At 63.2% G+C, this 16,293-nt stretch carries 14 protein-coding genes and 2 pseudogenes; 13 read left to right on the forward strand and 3 right to left on the reverse strand.

The features are described from left to right. Positions 1–24 precede the first annotated feature (24 nt). Together H2O14_RS28210 and H2O14_RS28215 are read left to right on the forward strand one after the other, a co-directional pair. Positions 25–764, forward strand: a pseudogene (locus H2O14_RS28210) (ROK family protein); the annotation flags it as partial. Between the two features lie 45 nt (positions 765–809). Further along, the gene (locus tag H2O14_RS28215) at positions 810–1,394 is read left to right on the forward strand and encodes an AAA family ATPase (protein WP_246697836.1); all 585 of its coding nucleotides are present in this window, start codon (positions 810–812) and stop codon (positions 1,392–1,394) included. 36 nt (positions 1,395–1,430) lie between these two features. On the opposite strand, the gene H2O14_RS25185 is transcribed toward H2O14_RS28215, so the two are convergent. Then, the gene (locus H2O14_RS25185) at positions 1,431–2,702 is read right to left on the reverse strand and encodes a D-tagatose-bisphosphate aldolase, class II, non-catalytic subunit (RefSeq protein WP_182830071.1); all 1,272 of its coding nucleotides are present in this window, start codon (positions 2,700–2,702) and stop codon (positions 1,431–1,433) included. Continuing rightward, a pseudogene (locus H2O14_RS25190) lies at positions 2,699–3,699 on the reverse strand (sugar kinase). Before H2O14_RS25190 ends, H2O14_RS25185 begins: the two are co-directional and overlap by 4 nt. 227 nt (positions 3,700–3,926) lie before the next feature. Here H2O14_RS25190 and H2O14_RS25195 point away from each other — a divergent pair. Both H2O14_RS25195 and H2O14_RS25200 read left to right on the forward strand, forming a co-directional pair. Beyond that, positions 3,927–4,940 carry a LacI family DNA-binding transcriptional regulator gene (locus H2O14_RS25195; RefSeq protein WP_182830140.1) on the forward strand — a complete coding sequence of 338 codons (1,014 nt, stop codon included), beginning with the start codon at positions 3,927–3,929 and terminating at the stop codon, positions 4,938–4,940. Between the two features lie 309 nt (positions 4,941–5,249). Further along, positions 5,250–8,270: a calcium-binding protein gene (locus H2O14_RS25200; RefSeq protein WP_182830072.1), complete on the forward strand. Its 3,021-nt coding sequence runs from the start codon at positions 5,250–5,252 to the stop codon at positions 8,268–8,270. A gap of 96 nt (positions 8,271–8,366) precedes the next feature. On the opposite strand, the gene H2O14_RS25205 is transcribed toward H2O14_RS25200, so the two are convergent. Next, positions 8,367–9,062: a GntR family transcriptional regulator gene (locus tag H2O14_RS25205; protein WP_182830073.1), complete on the reverse strand. Its 696-nt coding sequence runs from the start codon at positions 9,060–9,062 to the stop codon at positions 8,367–8,369. Positions 9,063–9,159: 97 nt separating this feature from the next. On the opposite strand from H2O14_RS25205, the gene H2O14_RS25210 reads away from it, so the two are divergent. The 9 genes from H2O14_RS25210 (at position 9,160) to H2O14_RS25245 (ending at position 16,284) form a co-directional block, all read left to right on the forward strand. Then, positions 9,160–9,762, forward strand: a complete 603-nt coding sequence (locus tag H2O14_RS25210) for an amino acid synthesis family protein (protein WP_182830074.1) — start codon at positions 9,160–9,162, stop codon at positions 9,760–9,762. Then, complete coding sequence (locus tag H2O14_RS29130; RefSeq protein WP_312858733.1) at positions 9,644–9,961, forward strand: alpha/beta fold hydrolase; 318 nt, start codon at positions 9,644–9,646, stop codon at positions 9,959–9,961. The genes H2O14_RS25210 and H2O14_RS29130 overlap by 119 nt, the downstream gene beginning before the upstream one ends. Continuing rightward, positions 9,847–10,548, forward strand: a complete 702-nt coding sequence (locus tag H2O14_RS25215; RefSeq protein WP_312858739.1) for an alpha/beta hydrolase — start codon at positions 9,847–9,849, stop codon at positions 10,546–10,548. Before H2O14_RS29130 ends, H2O14_RS25215 begins: the two co-directional genes overlap by 115 nt. After that, complete coding sequence (locus H2O14_RS25220; protein ID WP_182830075.1) at positions 10,538–11,461, forward strand: flavin reductase; 924 nt, start codon at positions 10,538–10,540, stop codon at positions 11,459–11,461. The genes H2O14_RS25215 and H2O14_RS25220 overlap by 11 nt, the downstream gene beginning before the upstream one ends. A 3-nt stretch (positions 11,462–11,464) precedes the next feature. Further along, on the forward strand, positions 11,465–12,502 hold the full coding sequence (locus tag H2O14_RS25225; RefSeq protein ID WP_182830076.1) for an LLM class flavin-dependent oxidoreductase: 1,038 nt from the start codon (positions 11,465–11,467) through the stop codon (positions 12,500–12,502). A 10-nt stretch (positions 12,503–12,512) separates the two neighbouring features. Next, on the forward strand, positions 12,513–13,976 hold the full coding sequence (locus H2O14_RS25230) for an aldehyde dehydrogenase (RefSeq protein WP_182830077.1): 1,464 nt from the start codon (positions 12,513–12,515) through the stop codon (positions 13,974–13,976). Positions 13,977–13,980: 4 nt separating this feature from the next. Beyond that, on the forward strand, positions 13,981–14,319 hold the full coding sequence (locus tag H2O14_RS25235; RefSeq protein ID WP_182830078.1) for an NIPSNAP family protein: 339 nt from the start codon (positions 13,981–13,983) through the stop codon (positions 14,317–14,319). Positions 14,320–14,349: 30 nt separating this feature from the next. After that, the gene (locus H2O14_RS25240) at positions 14,350–15,360 is read left to right on the forward strand and encodes an ABC transporter substrate-binding protein (RefSeq protein ID WP_182830079.1); all 1,011 of its coding nucleotides are present in this window, start codon (positions 14,350–14,352) and stop codon (positions 15,358–15,360) included. A gap of 66 nt (positions 15,361–15,426) precedes the next feature. Continuing rightward, entirely contained in the window at positions 15,427–16,284 is an 858-nt protein-coding gene (locus tag H2O14_RS25245; RefSeq protein WP_182830080.1) for an ABC transporter permease, read from the forward strand. Positions 16,285–16,293: the final 9 nt, after the last annotated feature.

Below are 16,293 nucleotides of genomic sequence, written 5' to 3' on the forward strand. Positions count from 1 at the left end.
GGCCTTGACATCGGCGGCACGCGGATGCGCGTCGCCCGGATCAGCGCGGACGGCGTGATCCTCGACAAGAAAATCGTCGAGGGGTGCCGCGAACCGGGCCGCGCGCTCGACATGTTCTGCGACCTCATTCGCGAGTTCGACGGACCTGACGTGTGCGCGATCGGCATCGGCGTGCCTGGCAGGGTCGACGCCCGTAGCGGCGCGGTGCTTTCCGGCGGTTTTCTCGATCTTTCCAGCGTCGATGTGAAGGGCCGGATCGAAGGGAGTTCGGCCGCCCCGTTCGCATCGAGAATGACTGCTCGATGGCGCTCATCGCCGAAGCCAGGGTCGGCGCCGCCAAAGGGCTCGCCAATGTGGTGATGCTGACGATCGGCACCGGCATCGGCGGCGCGGCGATGCTGGACGGCCGCATCGTCAACGGCAAGCAGGCGGCGGGCCAACTCGGCCATGTCGTGGTGCAGGCCGATGGCCCGATCTGCGTCTGCGGACAGGCCGGTTGTGTAGAGCTCTATTCCTCAGGCACAGCGCTTGGAAGGCTGACGGCGGAAGCCGGTTTGCCGTCCGGTCTGCGCTGCGAGGAGATCCTGGAGAAAGCCTTATCCGGCGATGTGCCTCATTGCGCCTTGCTTGCGAGTTGGGCCAAGCCTTTGCGGGCGGCAATCAACACGCTGTCGGCAACGTTCGATCCCGATGTGCTGCTGCTCGGCGGCGGGCTTGGGGGCGCGGCCGGCGCGCTGGATTTCGCGCCTGCGATCGGCCGATGGTATCAGACGCCGGTGCGAACCGCAGCGCTCGGCGATGACGCCGGTATGATCGGGGCGGGGCTGGCCGCGCTCGAACTTGCCGGGCTGCGCCACGTGGGTAAGAAAGTCGTGCTCGTCAATGGCGTGCCGGCCTCCGGCAAAAGTCGGGTGGCCTCGCAAATTGCAAATCGTCTGGGCTGGCAGATGCTGTCGCTCGACATGGTCAAGAACCCCTTCCTGGCCGAACTCGACGATGTCGATCGCCTGTTCAATCGCAGGCTCGGCAAAGCGAGTTATCGGGCGATCTGGGACATCGTGGCGGCCGCGCCGCCCGGCGCGGGCTTCGTCATCGACGCCTGGTTTGGTTTTCAGCCGCTTGAGCAATTGGATGGGTATCTCGCGTCTTCAGGCGTGGATGGGCTGGCCGAACTCTGGTGCTCGGCGCCGCCCGAGGTGATCGGCGAACGCTATCGGGCGCGATTGACGGAGCGTCTGCCGGGACATCCCGGCGAAAGCTATGTGCCGGAACTGATTGAGCTTGCGCGCAGCGCCGCGCCCACTGGGCGGGCGCCTTCCCTGACGATCAACACCACGGCGCCGCTCAATGAGGCGGCGACGCTTGTCTGGCTCGGTGAGAAGCTGAAACTATGATCGGCGCGCCGACTTGCCGGCGGCGTGCGCAGAGGGTCATGTCGGGTCGCCGGCGGCTTGGTCATAGAGGTCGAGCACCTGATCGAACGCGGCGATGAGGATCTCTTCCATCGCCTGCGATGCAAGGATTGAAGCCAGCGACGGGAGATATTGATGAAACAGCGTTTCCGGTATCGTCAGTCCTGACAGGGCGTGGCGCAGATCGTCGACGGCCGCATGGGCTTCCGGCCGGTTCCAGTAATAGCGGATGCGGTCGCTGTAACTGTAGTGACGTTGCAGCGCGAGCGCGGTGTCGTCGCCGTGATAATGTCCGCGCCAGTCTTTGGGATCCGCAGTCAGCAGCGCCTCCATCCGGTCGCGTAGACGTCGGCCGCCATATTCGGCAACGAGTTCTGCCGCGATCATGTCCAGCCCATAGAGCGCCTCGCGATAGGCGAAGGTCAGCCAGGGGCCGACTTTCAGGATCTGGAAGCCGTCTTCCACGAGCGCCCTCAGGGCCTCACGCGACTGATAATCGGTCGAATGCGCCTCGAAGACCAGGTTCGGATGGTTCTCGAGCACGGCTGCGAGGCTTCTGGCCTTCTGACGATCATAGGCGATGACATTGTCGCTGCCGAATTCCACGCCGGGCTGGACGACGAAAGCGATGACGCGTGAGAAAGCCTCCGCCAGACCCGCCTTATCAAATATCTCGGCATGATAGGCGATCGTCGCCTCCGCAGCGTCCGGGCGGGTCGGCTCCACGGTATCCAGCACATGGTCGGCGCCGCCTGGAACAGGCACTTCCGTGCCGAGCACATAGAGCGGTTTCGGCAGGTTCAGACGGGCAGCCATCGCTTCCGCGACGCCGCAAAGGCGCGCGGCGCGTTCGGCGATCACGCTTTCGGCTAGCGATTGGGATTCGCCCGCGCAGGCCATGGACGTATCCAGATGCAGCTTGCCGAACCCGGCGGCGACGTATGCCTCCACCATCGCCTCGGCCTTGGCCATTGCCGTCATGGGCTCCTCGCCCCGCCAGGGATTGGGGCCCAGGTGATCGCCACCCAGAATGACCTGATCAAAGGCCAGCCCCTCCTCAGCACAGATTGCTTCGACGAAGGCGCGAAAATCGGCGGGCGTCATGCCGGTGTAACCGCCGAGATGATTGACCTGATTGCAAGTGGCCTCGATCAACACGTGTCTGCCGCGTTGCTTGGCCCGTCGGATGGCGGCGCGCAGCACGGTCGGGTGGGCCGAACAGACAGAGGCGATGCCGAAAGGGCGTCCGAGACGCCGGGCCTCGGCCAATTGCAGGAGAAGCGCGCTCATGGGGTTAGCTTCCCCTCCTGGCTAGCGATGAAGCTGTCGAGTTCTGCGAAGCCGCAGGTTCCTTCCATCGGGCCGCGACGCGTCACCGTCAGCGCCCCGGCGGCATTTGCGTAGCGCAGCGCCTGCTCCATGGGCATGCCCTTGCGGCGGCAGGTCAGATAGGTGGCGCCGAAGCAATCACCAGCCCCGGTAGGATCCAGTTCCTCGACTTGAAACGCTTCGAGATCCAATCGACCCGATGCGCTGAACACCGACGCGCCGGCCTTGCCGCGCTTGACGACGATCTCGCGCGCGCCTCGCGCCAAGAGACTCTCGATCGCCTCGGCCTCATCGGCGACGCCGGCTGCGGCGGACAATTCTTCGCCCGAAGGCAGCAACAGATCGGCTTGCGCCAGAACCTCGTCCAGCGCTTCCCTCCCCGCCCGCCCGACAGCAATTCCTTTCGGACGTTGGGATCGAGCGATACCGACCCGCCCTTCGCCCTCACCGTCCGCAACGCGTCGAGTACGATCGCGCCGATTGCCGGAATGGCGAAAGCCGAGCCCATCACGTGGAGATGGCCGGCGCGGTCGATCAGGGTTCGGGCCTGGTCGGTCAGACGGACATGACCGGCGGCGGAGCGGGCAATGTTGAACACGAAGTCGCGCGATCCATCCGCCCGATAGCGGACGAAGGCGGAGCCGGTCGGCTGGTCGGCAAGCACCGCGATGGCCGAGACGTCAGCGCCGTCCGCCTCGAGTCGATTGATGTTTAGCCAGCCGAAATCATCGTCTCCGACCGCGGCGATGATGCCGCAGCCGCCACCGAGCTTGGCGATCTGATCGATGAAGATCGCAGGGGCTCCGCTCGGAAACGGCCCGGTCAAGGGTTGCGGCTCCCGAAACCCCTCCCCTATGGTCGTCGCCATGATCTCCACGAGGATCTCGCCGATCGTGATCGTCGGCCCGAGCGTTTCGTCCGCGATGCCGGTTGATGCGTCCAAGGCCCTGCCTCCCATGCCCAGTGACTTGAAATCCAAGGCATCTAAGTCGGTGCGGGCGCTGCGGTCAACAAAAATTGACACGCGTAAACAATTTGCGTGCGGGGTGAAAGGGAGTTGACACTTGCGCCTTCATCCTAGGGCATGAACTCGAAAGAAAAACTGGACATGCGTCAATTATACGCTTTACCTGTCATGCTTGGAGCGGATGAGGGAGCAATTTTTTGGCGGCGGGCATCAAGACCATGGAGGAGTTTTCGCGCTTTGTCGGCCTCTCCCGTCCGACCGTGTCGAAATATTTCCATGATCCGGCGTCCGTGCGTATGACGACGCGGGTGAAGATCGAGGCGGCGATCGCCAGATGCGGCTATAAGCCCAATCTCCTGGCGGTGAACCTCAACCGTCGACGCAGCAATATCCTCGGCGTAATCATACCCAATGCATTGGATCCATTTTTCATGGCGCTGGCGCGGCGCATAGAGCAGGTGGCGGCGGAGGCGGGATTTGTGGCGTTCATCCTGTCGTCGGATGGTCGCATCGAGAAGCAGGAAGAGGCCATCGCCACGCTTTCTTCAATGAATGTCGCCGGAGCGATCGTGGCGCCCACGGGGCATGGCGCCAGCGGCAGGGCGCTGGAGAAACTGCGGCGCGCCATACCGGTCGTACATGTCGACGCGCCGCCCGACAAGGATGCGGCCTTTGTCGGCACCGACAACCGCAAGAGTTTCGCGCTCATCGTCGATTATCTCTGTCGCAGCGGCGAACCGCCGGCCTTTTTCGGTATGCCGCCGGTCAACCACAATGCCGCTGACCGTCGTGACGCTTATGTCGAAGCCATGTCGGCGCAGGGGCATAGGCCCGACATCGTCGAACTATCCGCACATTCCACCTGGGATTTCGAGGAGTTCGGCTTTGAGCAGGCGACCGCGTTTTTCGAGCGGCAAGCCCTTCGGAGCCGCACGCTGGTCTGCGCCAATGACCGGATCGCTTTCGGTGTGCTCGCTGCTGCCTGGCGGCGCGGCCTCAAGATCGGGCATGGAGAGGGTTTCGATCTTCGTATCGCTGGTCATGACGATCATCCGCTGTCACGCTACGCCTGTCCTCCGTTGACCACGGTGGCGCAGGATTATGCCCAGATCGGATCTTTGGCGATGGCGCTCCTCCTGCGGAAACTCGGCGAGACCGAAGGGGACGATCCAAGGCTCGCCCGCGACCGCATACTTTTGGAAGCCGCGCTGATGCTGCGAAATTCGGCTTAAACGCCCTCCCCTTCCGCCCTCCCCTCTCCCTTGCCAAGCCGACTGGAGCCTCAGCTCGCGTCCATCTCGTGGGTTTAGCTGGCGCCGGGAACAAAAAGCCGGGCGCAATCGATCGCAGCGCATTCATTTGCCGCGGCCCGATCGGCTGCACGCCGTGACTGCGCCAGCCCTGTTCCGGCGGAAACAGGCAGGCTTTTTGGCGTATGACACAAGATCCCCATCCGAGCGCAGGGTTCGGAAGACCACGCAGCCGGCGTGAGGGCCCGAGGAGGGTTTGGCCGGCATGCGTCTGAAAAATGGGAAGATATCATGACGACGAAATATGGAACGGATGCAGCGGAAACCATCATCGGCAGCAATGAGACCGACTTGCTGGTCGGCATGGGCGGCGCCGACAATCTGATCGGCCTGTTCGGCAGCGACACGATGTCTGGCGGCGATGGCCGGGATCAACTGGATGGAGGTTTCCAGTCCGACACACTGATGGGCGATGAAGACGACGACCGCTTGAACGGCGGGTCGGGTGACGACACATTCCTCGGCGGTTCCGGCGCCGACACGATGCAGGGCGGTCTCGGCGACGATACTTTCACCGACAACCAGATCGACGACTACCAGGGGGACGTCATCGACGGCGGTTTGGGCAGGGATACGGTGCGCTTCTTTCTCTCCGACCGGGCGTCCGGCGTGAATTTCACCGCGGCGGATCCCATCGAGACCGTGACGCTGTACGGCGCCAGACTGCATGACATCGAGCAGTATTACATCGACGGCTCCAACACTGGCGCCGACACTCTGACCGGCGGACGCTGGAATGATTTCTTCCAAGGCAATGGCGGAGCCGACCGGCTCGATGGCCAGGGCGGAGCCGACTATCTCTCCGGCGGCGCCGGCGCGGACATGCTGATCGGCGGCCAGGGCGACGATTATATCAATGGCGGCGACGACAAGGATCGGCTGCTTGGCGGCTATGGCGACGATAATCTCTCGGGCGGCAATGGCGATGACGCGCTGGACGGCGGCAACGGCGTCGATGCGCTGCATGGCGAGGACGGAAACGACGAACTCGTCGCCGGCGCAGGCAACGATTATCTCTCAGGCGGTCTCGGAAACGACACCCTCGATGGTGGTGTCGGTAACGATTATATCATCACCGGCGACGGAAACGACAAGGTCCTGGCGGGCGCTGGCGACGACGAAATTCTCGTCACCGTAGATTCCGGCAAGAAGATCATCGACGGCGGCGCGGGCGTCGACCGGCTGGAACTGCGCTATATCGACGGCAATTTTACCGCTAAAGCCGAAAACCTGGTCAACAGACTCGCGGACGGAACGACCATCCAGCATGTCGAAGCCTATGATCTCCATGGCTCCAACGGCGCCAACCAATTCACGACGCTCGGCGGCAATGACGATCTCTATGGTTATGGCGGCGACGACACGTTGCGGTCGGGCGCCGGCAACGACACGCTTCAGGCCGGCGACGGTCGCGACAAGCTGTATGGCGAAGCCGGCAACGACACTCTGATCGCCCAGGGAGAGAAGGATCTTCTCGATGGAGGAACCGGTCTCGACACGGCCTATCTGTATGTCGACAGCTACAACCAGAACATGACGTTCAACGTCTCCAAGGGCAAAGGCGTGCTGTCCAACGGCACGACGGCCGCCAACACCGAAATATTCAACGTCTTCACCGGATCGGGATCCGACACTCTGAAGGCGGGCGATGCGCAGCAGGTGTGGTTCAAATCGGCAGCGGGCAATGACAAGCTCTATGGCGGCAAGGGCGACGATTTCCTCGATGCGGGCATTGGACGCGACTTAGTCGACGGCGGCGCGGGCGACGACAAAATCATGGATATGGGCGGCGACAACACGCTGATCGGCGGCGACGGCAATGACGAGGTCGACATCACCGTCATGGAACAGTCGAGCGACGGGCTCAGCAAGGTCAGTCTCGGCGCAGGCAATGACAGCGTCCAATTCAATGCCGGTCTTGGCGACATTTATGGATCGCTGGAGGCCGATGGCGGCAGCGGCGTCGACTTCGCCGAAGTCGATCGCGGCGAAACGACCAAAAATCTGAGTTTCGTGCTGAGCGCCAACGCCCGCCTCGTCAATGGCGACGTCATCCTCAAGAACTTCGAGCAGGTCCACATTTCCGGCGGCTCCGGCGATGACAATTTCACCGGGGGCAAGCTCACCGACACGTTCGAAGGCAATGACGGGGCCGACGCGTTGAACGGCCTCGGCGGCAATGACTGGCTCTATGGCGGAGCCGGCCGCGACAACCTCAAGGGCGGAGACGGGGACGATCATCTCTATGCAGGTCATATGTCGATCGAGGCGGATCGCGACGTTCTGGACGCCGGCGCCGGCAATGACGACATTTACATCAATTCCGGCGACCAGGCCGCCGGGGGCGCGGGTTCCGACCGCCTTCACCTCGATGTCTCCGCGCTCAATGTCGGCGTCAGCTTTACCCTGACCTCGGGAACCGTGAAGGTGAATGCTTCGACCACCGTTTCGGGCATGGAAGCGCTCGACTTCTTTGGAACATCGGGGGCCGATAGTGTGACCGCGGCTGCCGGTGCAGACACCTTGCGCGGCAATGTCGGCAATGACGAATTGAAGGGCATGGCCGGCGCCGATGTCCTTTATGACGGCGCCGGCGATGACAAGCTCTATGGCGGCGATGGCGACGACCAACTCGTTCGCAACGAGTTCACCGGCAAGGATCTGTTTGATGGCGGCGCGGGCCTGGACACGCTGGCCTTCAATTTCTACGGCGACTCATCGGTCAAACTCGATCTTGCCGACAATGCGGAAAATGACGGTTTGGCGAAGGGACTTACCGTCAGGAATGTCGAGCGGGTGACGGGCACGGACAAGGACGACGACATCCGCGGCGCAAACCTCGGCGAACATCTCGATGGCGGCAGTGGCGACGATGTCCTCTTCGGTCGAGGCGGAAACGATACGCTGGTCGGTGGTCTCGACGGCGATCTCCTGAGCGGAGGTTCGGGCAAGGACGTGTTCGTGTTCAGCAGCGCATTCGACGCCGGCGATGAAATCACCGACTTTACCCGCGGCCAGGATCGCCTGTCGGTCAACGCCATCAACTTCGACATGACCGGAAAAAAAGCCGTCAATGTCGTGGTCTCCGATGAAGTGGAGTTCTCCGCCGCCGCTCCGACCTTCCTGTTCGAAAGCGATACGCACCGCCTCTGGTTCGATGCGGACGGCAAGGCGGGCGACGAGGAGGCCGTGCTCCTTGCAACGCTCGATGACGTGAAGACGCTGTCGCAAAGCGATTTCATGCTCGTCTAATCAGACCCGATTTCGGTTTGACTGAGCAGCGGCCGGTTTACCGGCCGCTGCAACGTCGCATCGCGAGCGTGGGTTTTTCAACGTCGAACAACGGCGTCAAACGTCTCCGTGTTCGGCGAGCAGGGTTTCGGCGATTTTGGAGGCCTCGGCGACATGGGCCCGGCATGCGGCGGCGGCGGCTTCAGGGTCGTTTCTCTCGATGGCGGCATAGATTTCGCGCATGCGCGCCGGCCCCGAAACCGTGCGGTTGGCGGTGGACAACGTCATGACGCGGAGGCGGGAAATGCGGCTGTTCAGCCGGTTGACGATCTCCCAGGCGATCGTATGGCCGCTGGTCTCGAAAATGATCTTGTAGAATTCATGGGTGGCGTCGAGGATGGCCGGCGGCGAATTTTTTTTCGATGTCCGGTCGAGCTCGCTCAGCACGGCGCCGAGTCGCGCCTTGACCTTGGCGCCGGCGCGGCGGGCGCAATCGGCCACCGCCGTGGATTCGAGCGCGGAGCGGATTTCGTAGATCTGCCGGGCGTCATCCCAACTGAGCCGGGCGACGATAGGCCCCTGCTTGGCGATGCTCTCGACCAGTCCCTCGGACTCCAAATGCCGGATCACCTCGCGGATGACCGAGCGGGACACGCCGAGCTGTTCACAAAGCGCGCGCTCGACCAGCCGCTGACCCGGCTCGAACAGGCCGGCGATGATGGCGCGGCGCATGCGCTCGAGCGCGATTTCCCGCAACGTTGCGGGGGGCGTGTCGATCCGGAGATCAGCGAGATGAGCGTCCTGTGAGGTCATGATTCCGTGTAGCCGCAAAATTTGTTTCAAGCAAGCTCTTGACACGTCGTCTTATGGTATACCAACATGCAGTCATACGAAGTGACAGGAGGCGGCCTTGGTTCCCGTTATACGCAAAACTCTTCTTCATGTGGAAAACACGCTCATCGAGGGCGGCAAGGAAGCCGCCGTTCCCCTGAAGATGATCGCGGCCATGGCGGTGATCAAAAACCCCTGGGCAGGCCGTGGCTTCGTCGAGGACCTCAAGCCTGAAATCCACGCGGCGGCTCCCGTGCTCGGCGCGCTCCTGACCAAGATGATCCTCGATGTCGCCGGCTCAGGCGAGGCGGTCGAAGGCTATGGCAAAAGCGCTGTCGTTGGCTTGGATGGTGAAATCGAACACGCCTCGGCGCTGATCCACACGCTCCGGTTCGGAAATCACTATCGCCATGCTGTCGGCGCCAAATCCTATCTCGCCTTCTGCAACACGCGCGGGCCGGCCAACGCTCCGATCATGATTCCGCTGATGGACAAGAACGACGAGGGCCGTCGTTCGCACTACCTCACCATTCAGTGCGCCATTCCGGATGCGCCGGCGGCGGATGAAATCGTCATTGCGCTCGGCGCGTCGATCGGCGGGCGTCCGCATCATCGGATCGGCAATCGCTACGAGGATCTCAAGGAGTTGGGCCACGATGTCGCCAATCCCGCAGCGGTGTAAGACGCCCTCGGGCGCGGCCTATGCCGTGGCGGGCGCCGGCGATCCGCTCGTTCTGATCCATGGCGTGGGCATGCGGCTCGAAGCCTGGACGCCGCAGATCGAGGCGTTGTCGAAGCGCTTCGAGGTGATCGCGGTGGATCTGCCGGGCCACGGCGAAAGCCGCCCCTTCCCCTCGGCGCGTCGCTCGAGGATTTCGTAGCCTGGTTCGCAACGGTGTTGGTCGAACTCGGCAGGGGGCCGGTCAGCGTCGCCGGTCATTCGATGGGCGCGCTGATCGCAGGCGGTATCGCCGCCGAGGCGCCCGATCACGTAGCGCGGGTCGCGCTTCTGAACGGCGTCTACATGCGGGACGACGCGGCCCGCAACGCGGTGAAGGCGCGGGCGGCGGAAATCGTCACAGGCGCGTTCGATCGTGAAGCGCCGCTCCGGCGCTGGTTTGGCGAAGGGCATGAGCATGAGGAGGCTTACGCCCTGTCCCGGCGCCTGCTGGCGCTGGTCGATCAGCAGGGTTACGCCACCGCCTATGGCGCTTTCGCCGGCGGCGATGCGACCTATGCGGATCGTTGGCCTCACGTCACCTGCCCGTCGCTGTTTCTGACCGGCGACGGCGATCTGAATTCGACGCCTGCGATGGCCGAGGCCATGGCGGCAGCCGCCCGAAACGGCCGGGCGGTGATCATCGAGGGGCACCGCCATATGGTGAACCTCACGGCGCCGGAAGCCGTCAATGCGGCGCTGACCGAATGGATGACATGGACGAGGGAGGAGGCCCGCCATGACGCTTGAACCGAGAGCTTTGAGAGACGCCTTCGGCGCCTTCCTGACTGGCGTCACCGTGGTCACCACCCATGACGCCACTGGGGCGCCGATCGGCTTCACCGCCAATTCCTTCACCAGCGTCTCGCTCGATCCGCCGCTGCTGCTGGTCTGTCTCGCCAAGACATCGCGCAATTTTGCGACCATGACCACGGCTTCTGGCTTTGCGGTCAATATTCTTTCGGAAGGTCAGAAGGACGTCTCCAACACCTTCGCGCGACCGGTCGAGGACCGCTTCGCCGCCGTCGACTGGCGCAAGGGGCCGCATGGCTCGCCTGTATTCGCGGATGTTGCGGCCTGGTTCGATTGCGCCATGCATCAGGTGATCGACGCCGGCGATCACGTCATTCTCATCGGCCGCGTCGAAGCCTTTGAGAATTCCGGTCAGGCCGGTCTCGGCTATGCCCGCGGAGGCTATTTCTCGCCCGTTCTCGCAGATAAGGCGCTGCTCGCCGGCCAGGACATGCCGCAGCATCTGAGCGCGGTGGCCGAACGGGATGGACAGGTGCTTCTGGTGGAGACATCCGACGGTTCGCTCGGCCTGCCCGGCGTCGAGCTGGCGAGCGGCGAGGGCCTTGATGCGCTGACCGATGCCGTCGCCGCGCTCTCAGGCCTCGCCGTTCAGCCGGGTCTGCTTTATTCCCTTTATGAGGACACCAAGACCCGGCGTCAGCATGTGGTCTATCGCGCCGCTCTCGGCGACGGGCCTGTCGCGTCAGGCGCGCTCTATCCGATCGACGCGCTGCCGATGGAGCGGATCGTGGACGCCGCGACGCGGGATGTGCTCAAGCGTTACGCCGCCGAAGCCAGCCTCGGCAATTTCGGCGTCTATGTGGGTAATCAGGAAAAGGGCCGGGTTCATGCCCAGGCCGTCAGAGGGTGACGCATGAAATTCTCGCTCTTCGTTCACATGGAGCGGCTGGACGCCAGCCAGACCCATCAGGAGCTCTATGAGGAGTTCGTCCAACTGTGCGAGATCGCCGATCGCGGCGGCATGCACGCCATCTGGACGGGCGAGCATCACGGCATGGATTTCACCATCGCCCCCAATCCTTTCATCAACATTGCCGATCTCGCCCGCCGCACCAAGAATGTCCGGCTCGGCACGGGCACGGTGATCGCGCCCTTCTGGCACCCGATCAAGCTTGCGGGCGAAGCGGCGATGACCGACATCGTGACAGGCGGACGTCTCGATGTCGGCATCGCCCGGGGCGCCTATGGCTTTGAATATGAACGCCTTCTTCCGGGACTGGACGCATGGGGCGCGGGCCAGCGCATGCGTGAACTGATTCCGGCGCTGAAAGGCGTCTGGGCTGGCGACTATGCGCATGACGGAGAATTCTGGAAGTTCCCCTCCACGACCTCCGCGCCGAAGCCGGTCCAGACGCCGCATCCGCCCATCTGGGTAGCGGCGCGCGATCCCAACAGCCACGAATTCGCCGTCGCGCAAGGCTGCAATGTGCAGGTGACGCCGCTCTGGAACGGCGACGCCGAGATCGAGAGCCTGATGGGCCGCTTCAACGCCGCCTGCGAGAAGAGCCCCGATATCGCCAGGCCGAAGATCATGCTGCTTCTGCACACCTATGTCGGCTCTGACGAGGCGGATGTGCAGCAGGCGATGAAGGAAGTCAGCGTCTACTACAATTACTTCTTCGCCTGGTTCAAGAACGAGCGGCCCATTCATCAGGGTCTCATCCAACGCCTGACGGACGAAGAGATCGCGGCCAACGCCAATCTCTCGCCCGAGGTCATGCGGGCGAACATGCCGATCGGAACTTCCGACGAGGTGATCACCCGTCTCAAGGCCTATGAAGCGCTCGGTTATGACGAATATTCCTTCTGGATCGACACCGGCATGAGCTTCGAGCGCAAGAAGGCGTCGCTCGAACGCTTCATCGCCGAGGTCATGCCGGCCTTCGGCTGAGGAGAGCCCGATGCAGCGTTTTCAGCTCTATATCGACGGACAATTCGAGGATGGCGGCGGACGCTTTTCCAGCATCGACCCTGCGACGGGCGAGGCCTGGGCCGATATGCCCGAGGCCCGCGAAGCCGAGGTCGACAGGGCCGTCAATGCCGCCGAGGCGGCGCTCTGGTCCGGCCCCTGGGCCAGTATGACCGCGACACAGCGCGGCAAGCTTCTCTACAAGCTCGCCGATCTCGTGGCCGCCAACGCGAGCCGCCTCGCAGAGCTGGAAACCCGCGACACCGGCAAGATCATACGCGAAACATCCTCCCAGATCGCTTATGTCGCAGACTATTACCGCTATTACGCCGGTCTCGCCGACAAAATCGAGGGCGCCTATCTGTCGATCGACAAGCCCGATATGGATGTCTGGCTCCGGCGCGAGCCGATCGGCGTGGTCGCGGCCATCGTGCCGTGGAACAGCCAGCTGTTTCTCTCCGCGGTCAAGCTCGGACCGGCGCTCGCGGCCGGTTGCACGGTCGTGGTGAAGGCCTCCGAGGACGGCCCGGCTCCGCTTCTGGAATTCGCCCGTCTCGTGCATGAGGCTGGCTTTCCGGCTGGCGTCGTCAATGTCATCACCGGTTTCGGCCCGTCCTGCGGCAGCGCGCTGACCCGGCATCCGAAAGTGGCGCATATCGCCTTCACCGGCGGTCCCGGCACGGCGGCTGCCGTGGTGCGGAATTCCGCCGAAAACCTCGCAAGCACCTCGCTTGAACTCGGCGGCAAATCGCCCTTCGTCGTGTTCGCCGACGCCGATCTCGAAAGCGCCGCCAATGCCCAGATCGCCGGCATCTTCGCCGCCACCGGCCAGTCCTGCGTGGCCGGCTCGCGTCTGATCATCGAAGCCTCCGTCAAGGACCGGTTTCTGGCCATTCTCAAGTCCCGCGCCGAGGCGATCCGCATCGGCGAACCGCTGGATATGGCGACAGAGGTCGGCCCGCTCTGCACCGAGCGCCAGCGTGCGCTGATCGAGAAGACGGTCGCTGCCTCGATTGCCGCCGGGGCAAAGCTGGTGACTGGCGGTTGCAAGCTCGGCGACAAGGGCTTCTATTATGCGCCGACGGTGCTCGATTGCGACGGCGTCGCCTCGCCTTCGGTCGAGACGGAACTGTTCGGTCCGGTGCTGTCGGTGCTGTCCTTCCAGACGGAAGAGGAGGCGGTCAGACTGGCCAACGACACGCCGTTCGGTCTGGCCTCCGGCGTCTTCACCCAGAACCTCACCCGAGCCCACCGGATGATCAAGCGCATCCGCGCCGGCGTCGTCTGGGTCAACACCTATCGCGCGGTTTCTCCGATTGCGCCCTTCGGCGGTTTCGGCCAGTCCGGCCAGGGACGCGAGGGCGGGCTTGCCGCAGCGCTCGATTACACCCGCACCAAGACCGTCTGGGTTCGCACCTCCGACGATCCCATCCCCGATCCATTCGTGATGCGGTGACGCTATGTATTACGAGATCCGCACCTACAGGCTGAAGAATGGCGCGATCCCCGATTATCTCAAGGTCGTGGGCGAGGAGGGCATCGCCATCCAGAAGTCGCATCTCGGCGAGCTTGTCGGCTATTTCTTCTCGGAAGTCGGCCCCATCAACGAGATCGTTCATATCTGGGCTTTTGACAGCCTTGATGACCGTGACGCGCGCCGCGCCCGCCTGATGGCGGACCCCGCCTGGCGCGCCTTTCTGCCAAAGATCCGCGACCTGATCGAGGTTGCGGAAAACAAGATCATGAAGCCGGCGGCGTTTTCGCCGCTCGGCGGGAGTGCGCCTATCCAAACCACGTGAATGCCAAAAATCAAAACAAGGAACGGGAACATGAAAAAATCATTCGCAATCGCCGCTCTCATGACTGTGGTCGGCTTCACCGGCGCAGCGCAAGCCGAGGACATGGTGTTCGCAAGCTGGGGCGGCACCACGCAGGACGCGCAGAAGGCCAATTGGGCCGATAGCTTCAACGCCAACACCAAGATTAACGTCATTCAGGACGGCCCCACCGACTACGGCAAGATCAAGGCCATGGTCGAGGCCGGCAATGTGACCTGGGACGTCGTCGATGTCGAAGGCGACTACGCTGTGCAGGCCGGCAAGGCGGGACTGCTCGAGAAGCTCGACTTCTCGGTGATCGACAAGTCCAAGCTCGATCCGCGTTTCGTCACCGACTACTCGGTCGGCAGTTTCTATTATTCCTTCGTCATCGGCTGCAACAAGGACATCGCCGGAAATTGCCCGAAGACCTGGGCCGATCTCTTCGACACCGCCAAATTCCCCGGCAAGCGCGCCTTCTACAAGTGGTCGGCTCCGGGCGTGATCGAGGCCGCGCTGCTCGCCGATGGCGTGTCTGCCGACAAGCTCTATCCGCTCGATCTCGACCGCGCTTTCAAGAAGCTCGACACGATCAAGGCCGACATCGTCTGGTGGGACGGCGGCGCCGCTTCGCAGCAGTTGCTCGCCTCCGGCGAAGCGCCGTTCGGCTCGTTCTGGAACGGTCGCCTGACCGCGCTCGCCGCGACTGGCGTCACGGTGGAGACCTCCTGGGACCAGAACATCACCGCCGCCGACTCGCTCGTCGTGCCCAAGGGCGCCAAGAACAAGGACGCGGCGATGAAGTTCATCGCGCATGCGACCGCCGACATGCAGCAGGCTCAGTTCGCCATGACGACCGGCTATGCGCCCACCAATCTCGACTCCAACCTGTTGATGGAAGAAGCGATCCGCAAGACGCTGCCCGACATTCAAGCCGACAGCCAGGTCAATGCCGACATGGACTATTGGGCCGAACACCGTGATGAGATCGGCAAGCGCTGGTACGACTGGCAGGCGAAGTAACCTTCACACCACATAGCCGGCCGATCTCTGAGCTCGGCCGGCTCATTCTTCACCGGAATCATTGCCATGACCACGAGCGCCACAGTCGCGCTGAGACGGGGACCGGCGCGGCGCGGAAACGCCCTCGCCTATGTCGCGCCGGCGCTCATTCTCATTGTTCTCTTCTTCTTGACTCCCGTCACGGGTCTGATGCTGCGCAGCCTCACCGAGCCGCAGTTTGGCCTGCAGAACTATGCCGAACTGATCGGGTCCGGCACCTATGTGCGAATTTTCGCCAATACCTTTCTCGTCGCCGGCGTGGTGACGCTTCTATCCGTGGTGATCGCCTATCCCGTCGCCTGGGCGCTGGCGGTCATGCCGGAGCGCTGGTCGCGGCTGGTCTTCGCCATCATCATCCTGTCGATGTGGACCAATCTTCTCGCCCGCACCTATGCCTGGATGGTGCTGTTGCAGCGCACCGGCGTCATCAACAAGACGCTGAAGGCGCTCGGCCTGATCGAGCAACCCCTGGCGCTGGTCAACAATCTCGTCGGCGTCACCATCGGCATGACCTATATCATGCTGCCTTTCGTGATCCTGCCGCTTGTCGGCGTCATCAGGTCGATCGACCCCGCGATCCTCAGGGCTGGCGCGCTGTGCGGCGCCAATAGCTGGCAATGTTTCACCCGCATCCTGCTGCCGCTGTCGCTGCCCGGCATCGCCGCCGGCGCACTGATGGTGTTCGTCATGGCGCTCGGCTACTACGTCACTCCTGCCCTGCTCGGCGGCACGGCCAATATGATGCTGGCGGAAATGGTGGCGCAGTTCGTCCAGTCGCTGGTCAATTGGGGCATGGGCGGCGCTGCGGCCTTCGTGCTGCTGGTGGTGACGCTGATCCTCTATGGCGTACAACTGCGCTTCTTCGGCGCCGGCCGGACGAGCTGAGGAGGACGC

The organism is Rhizobium sp. G21, assembly GCF_014158035.1.
In the GTDB taxonomy this organism is placed as follows: Bacteria; Pseudomonadota; Alphaproteobacteria; order Rhizobiales; family Rhizobiaceae; genus Rhizobium_E.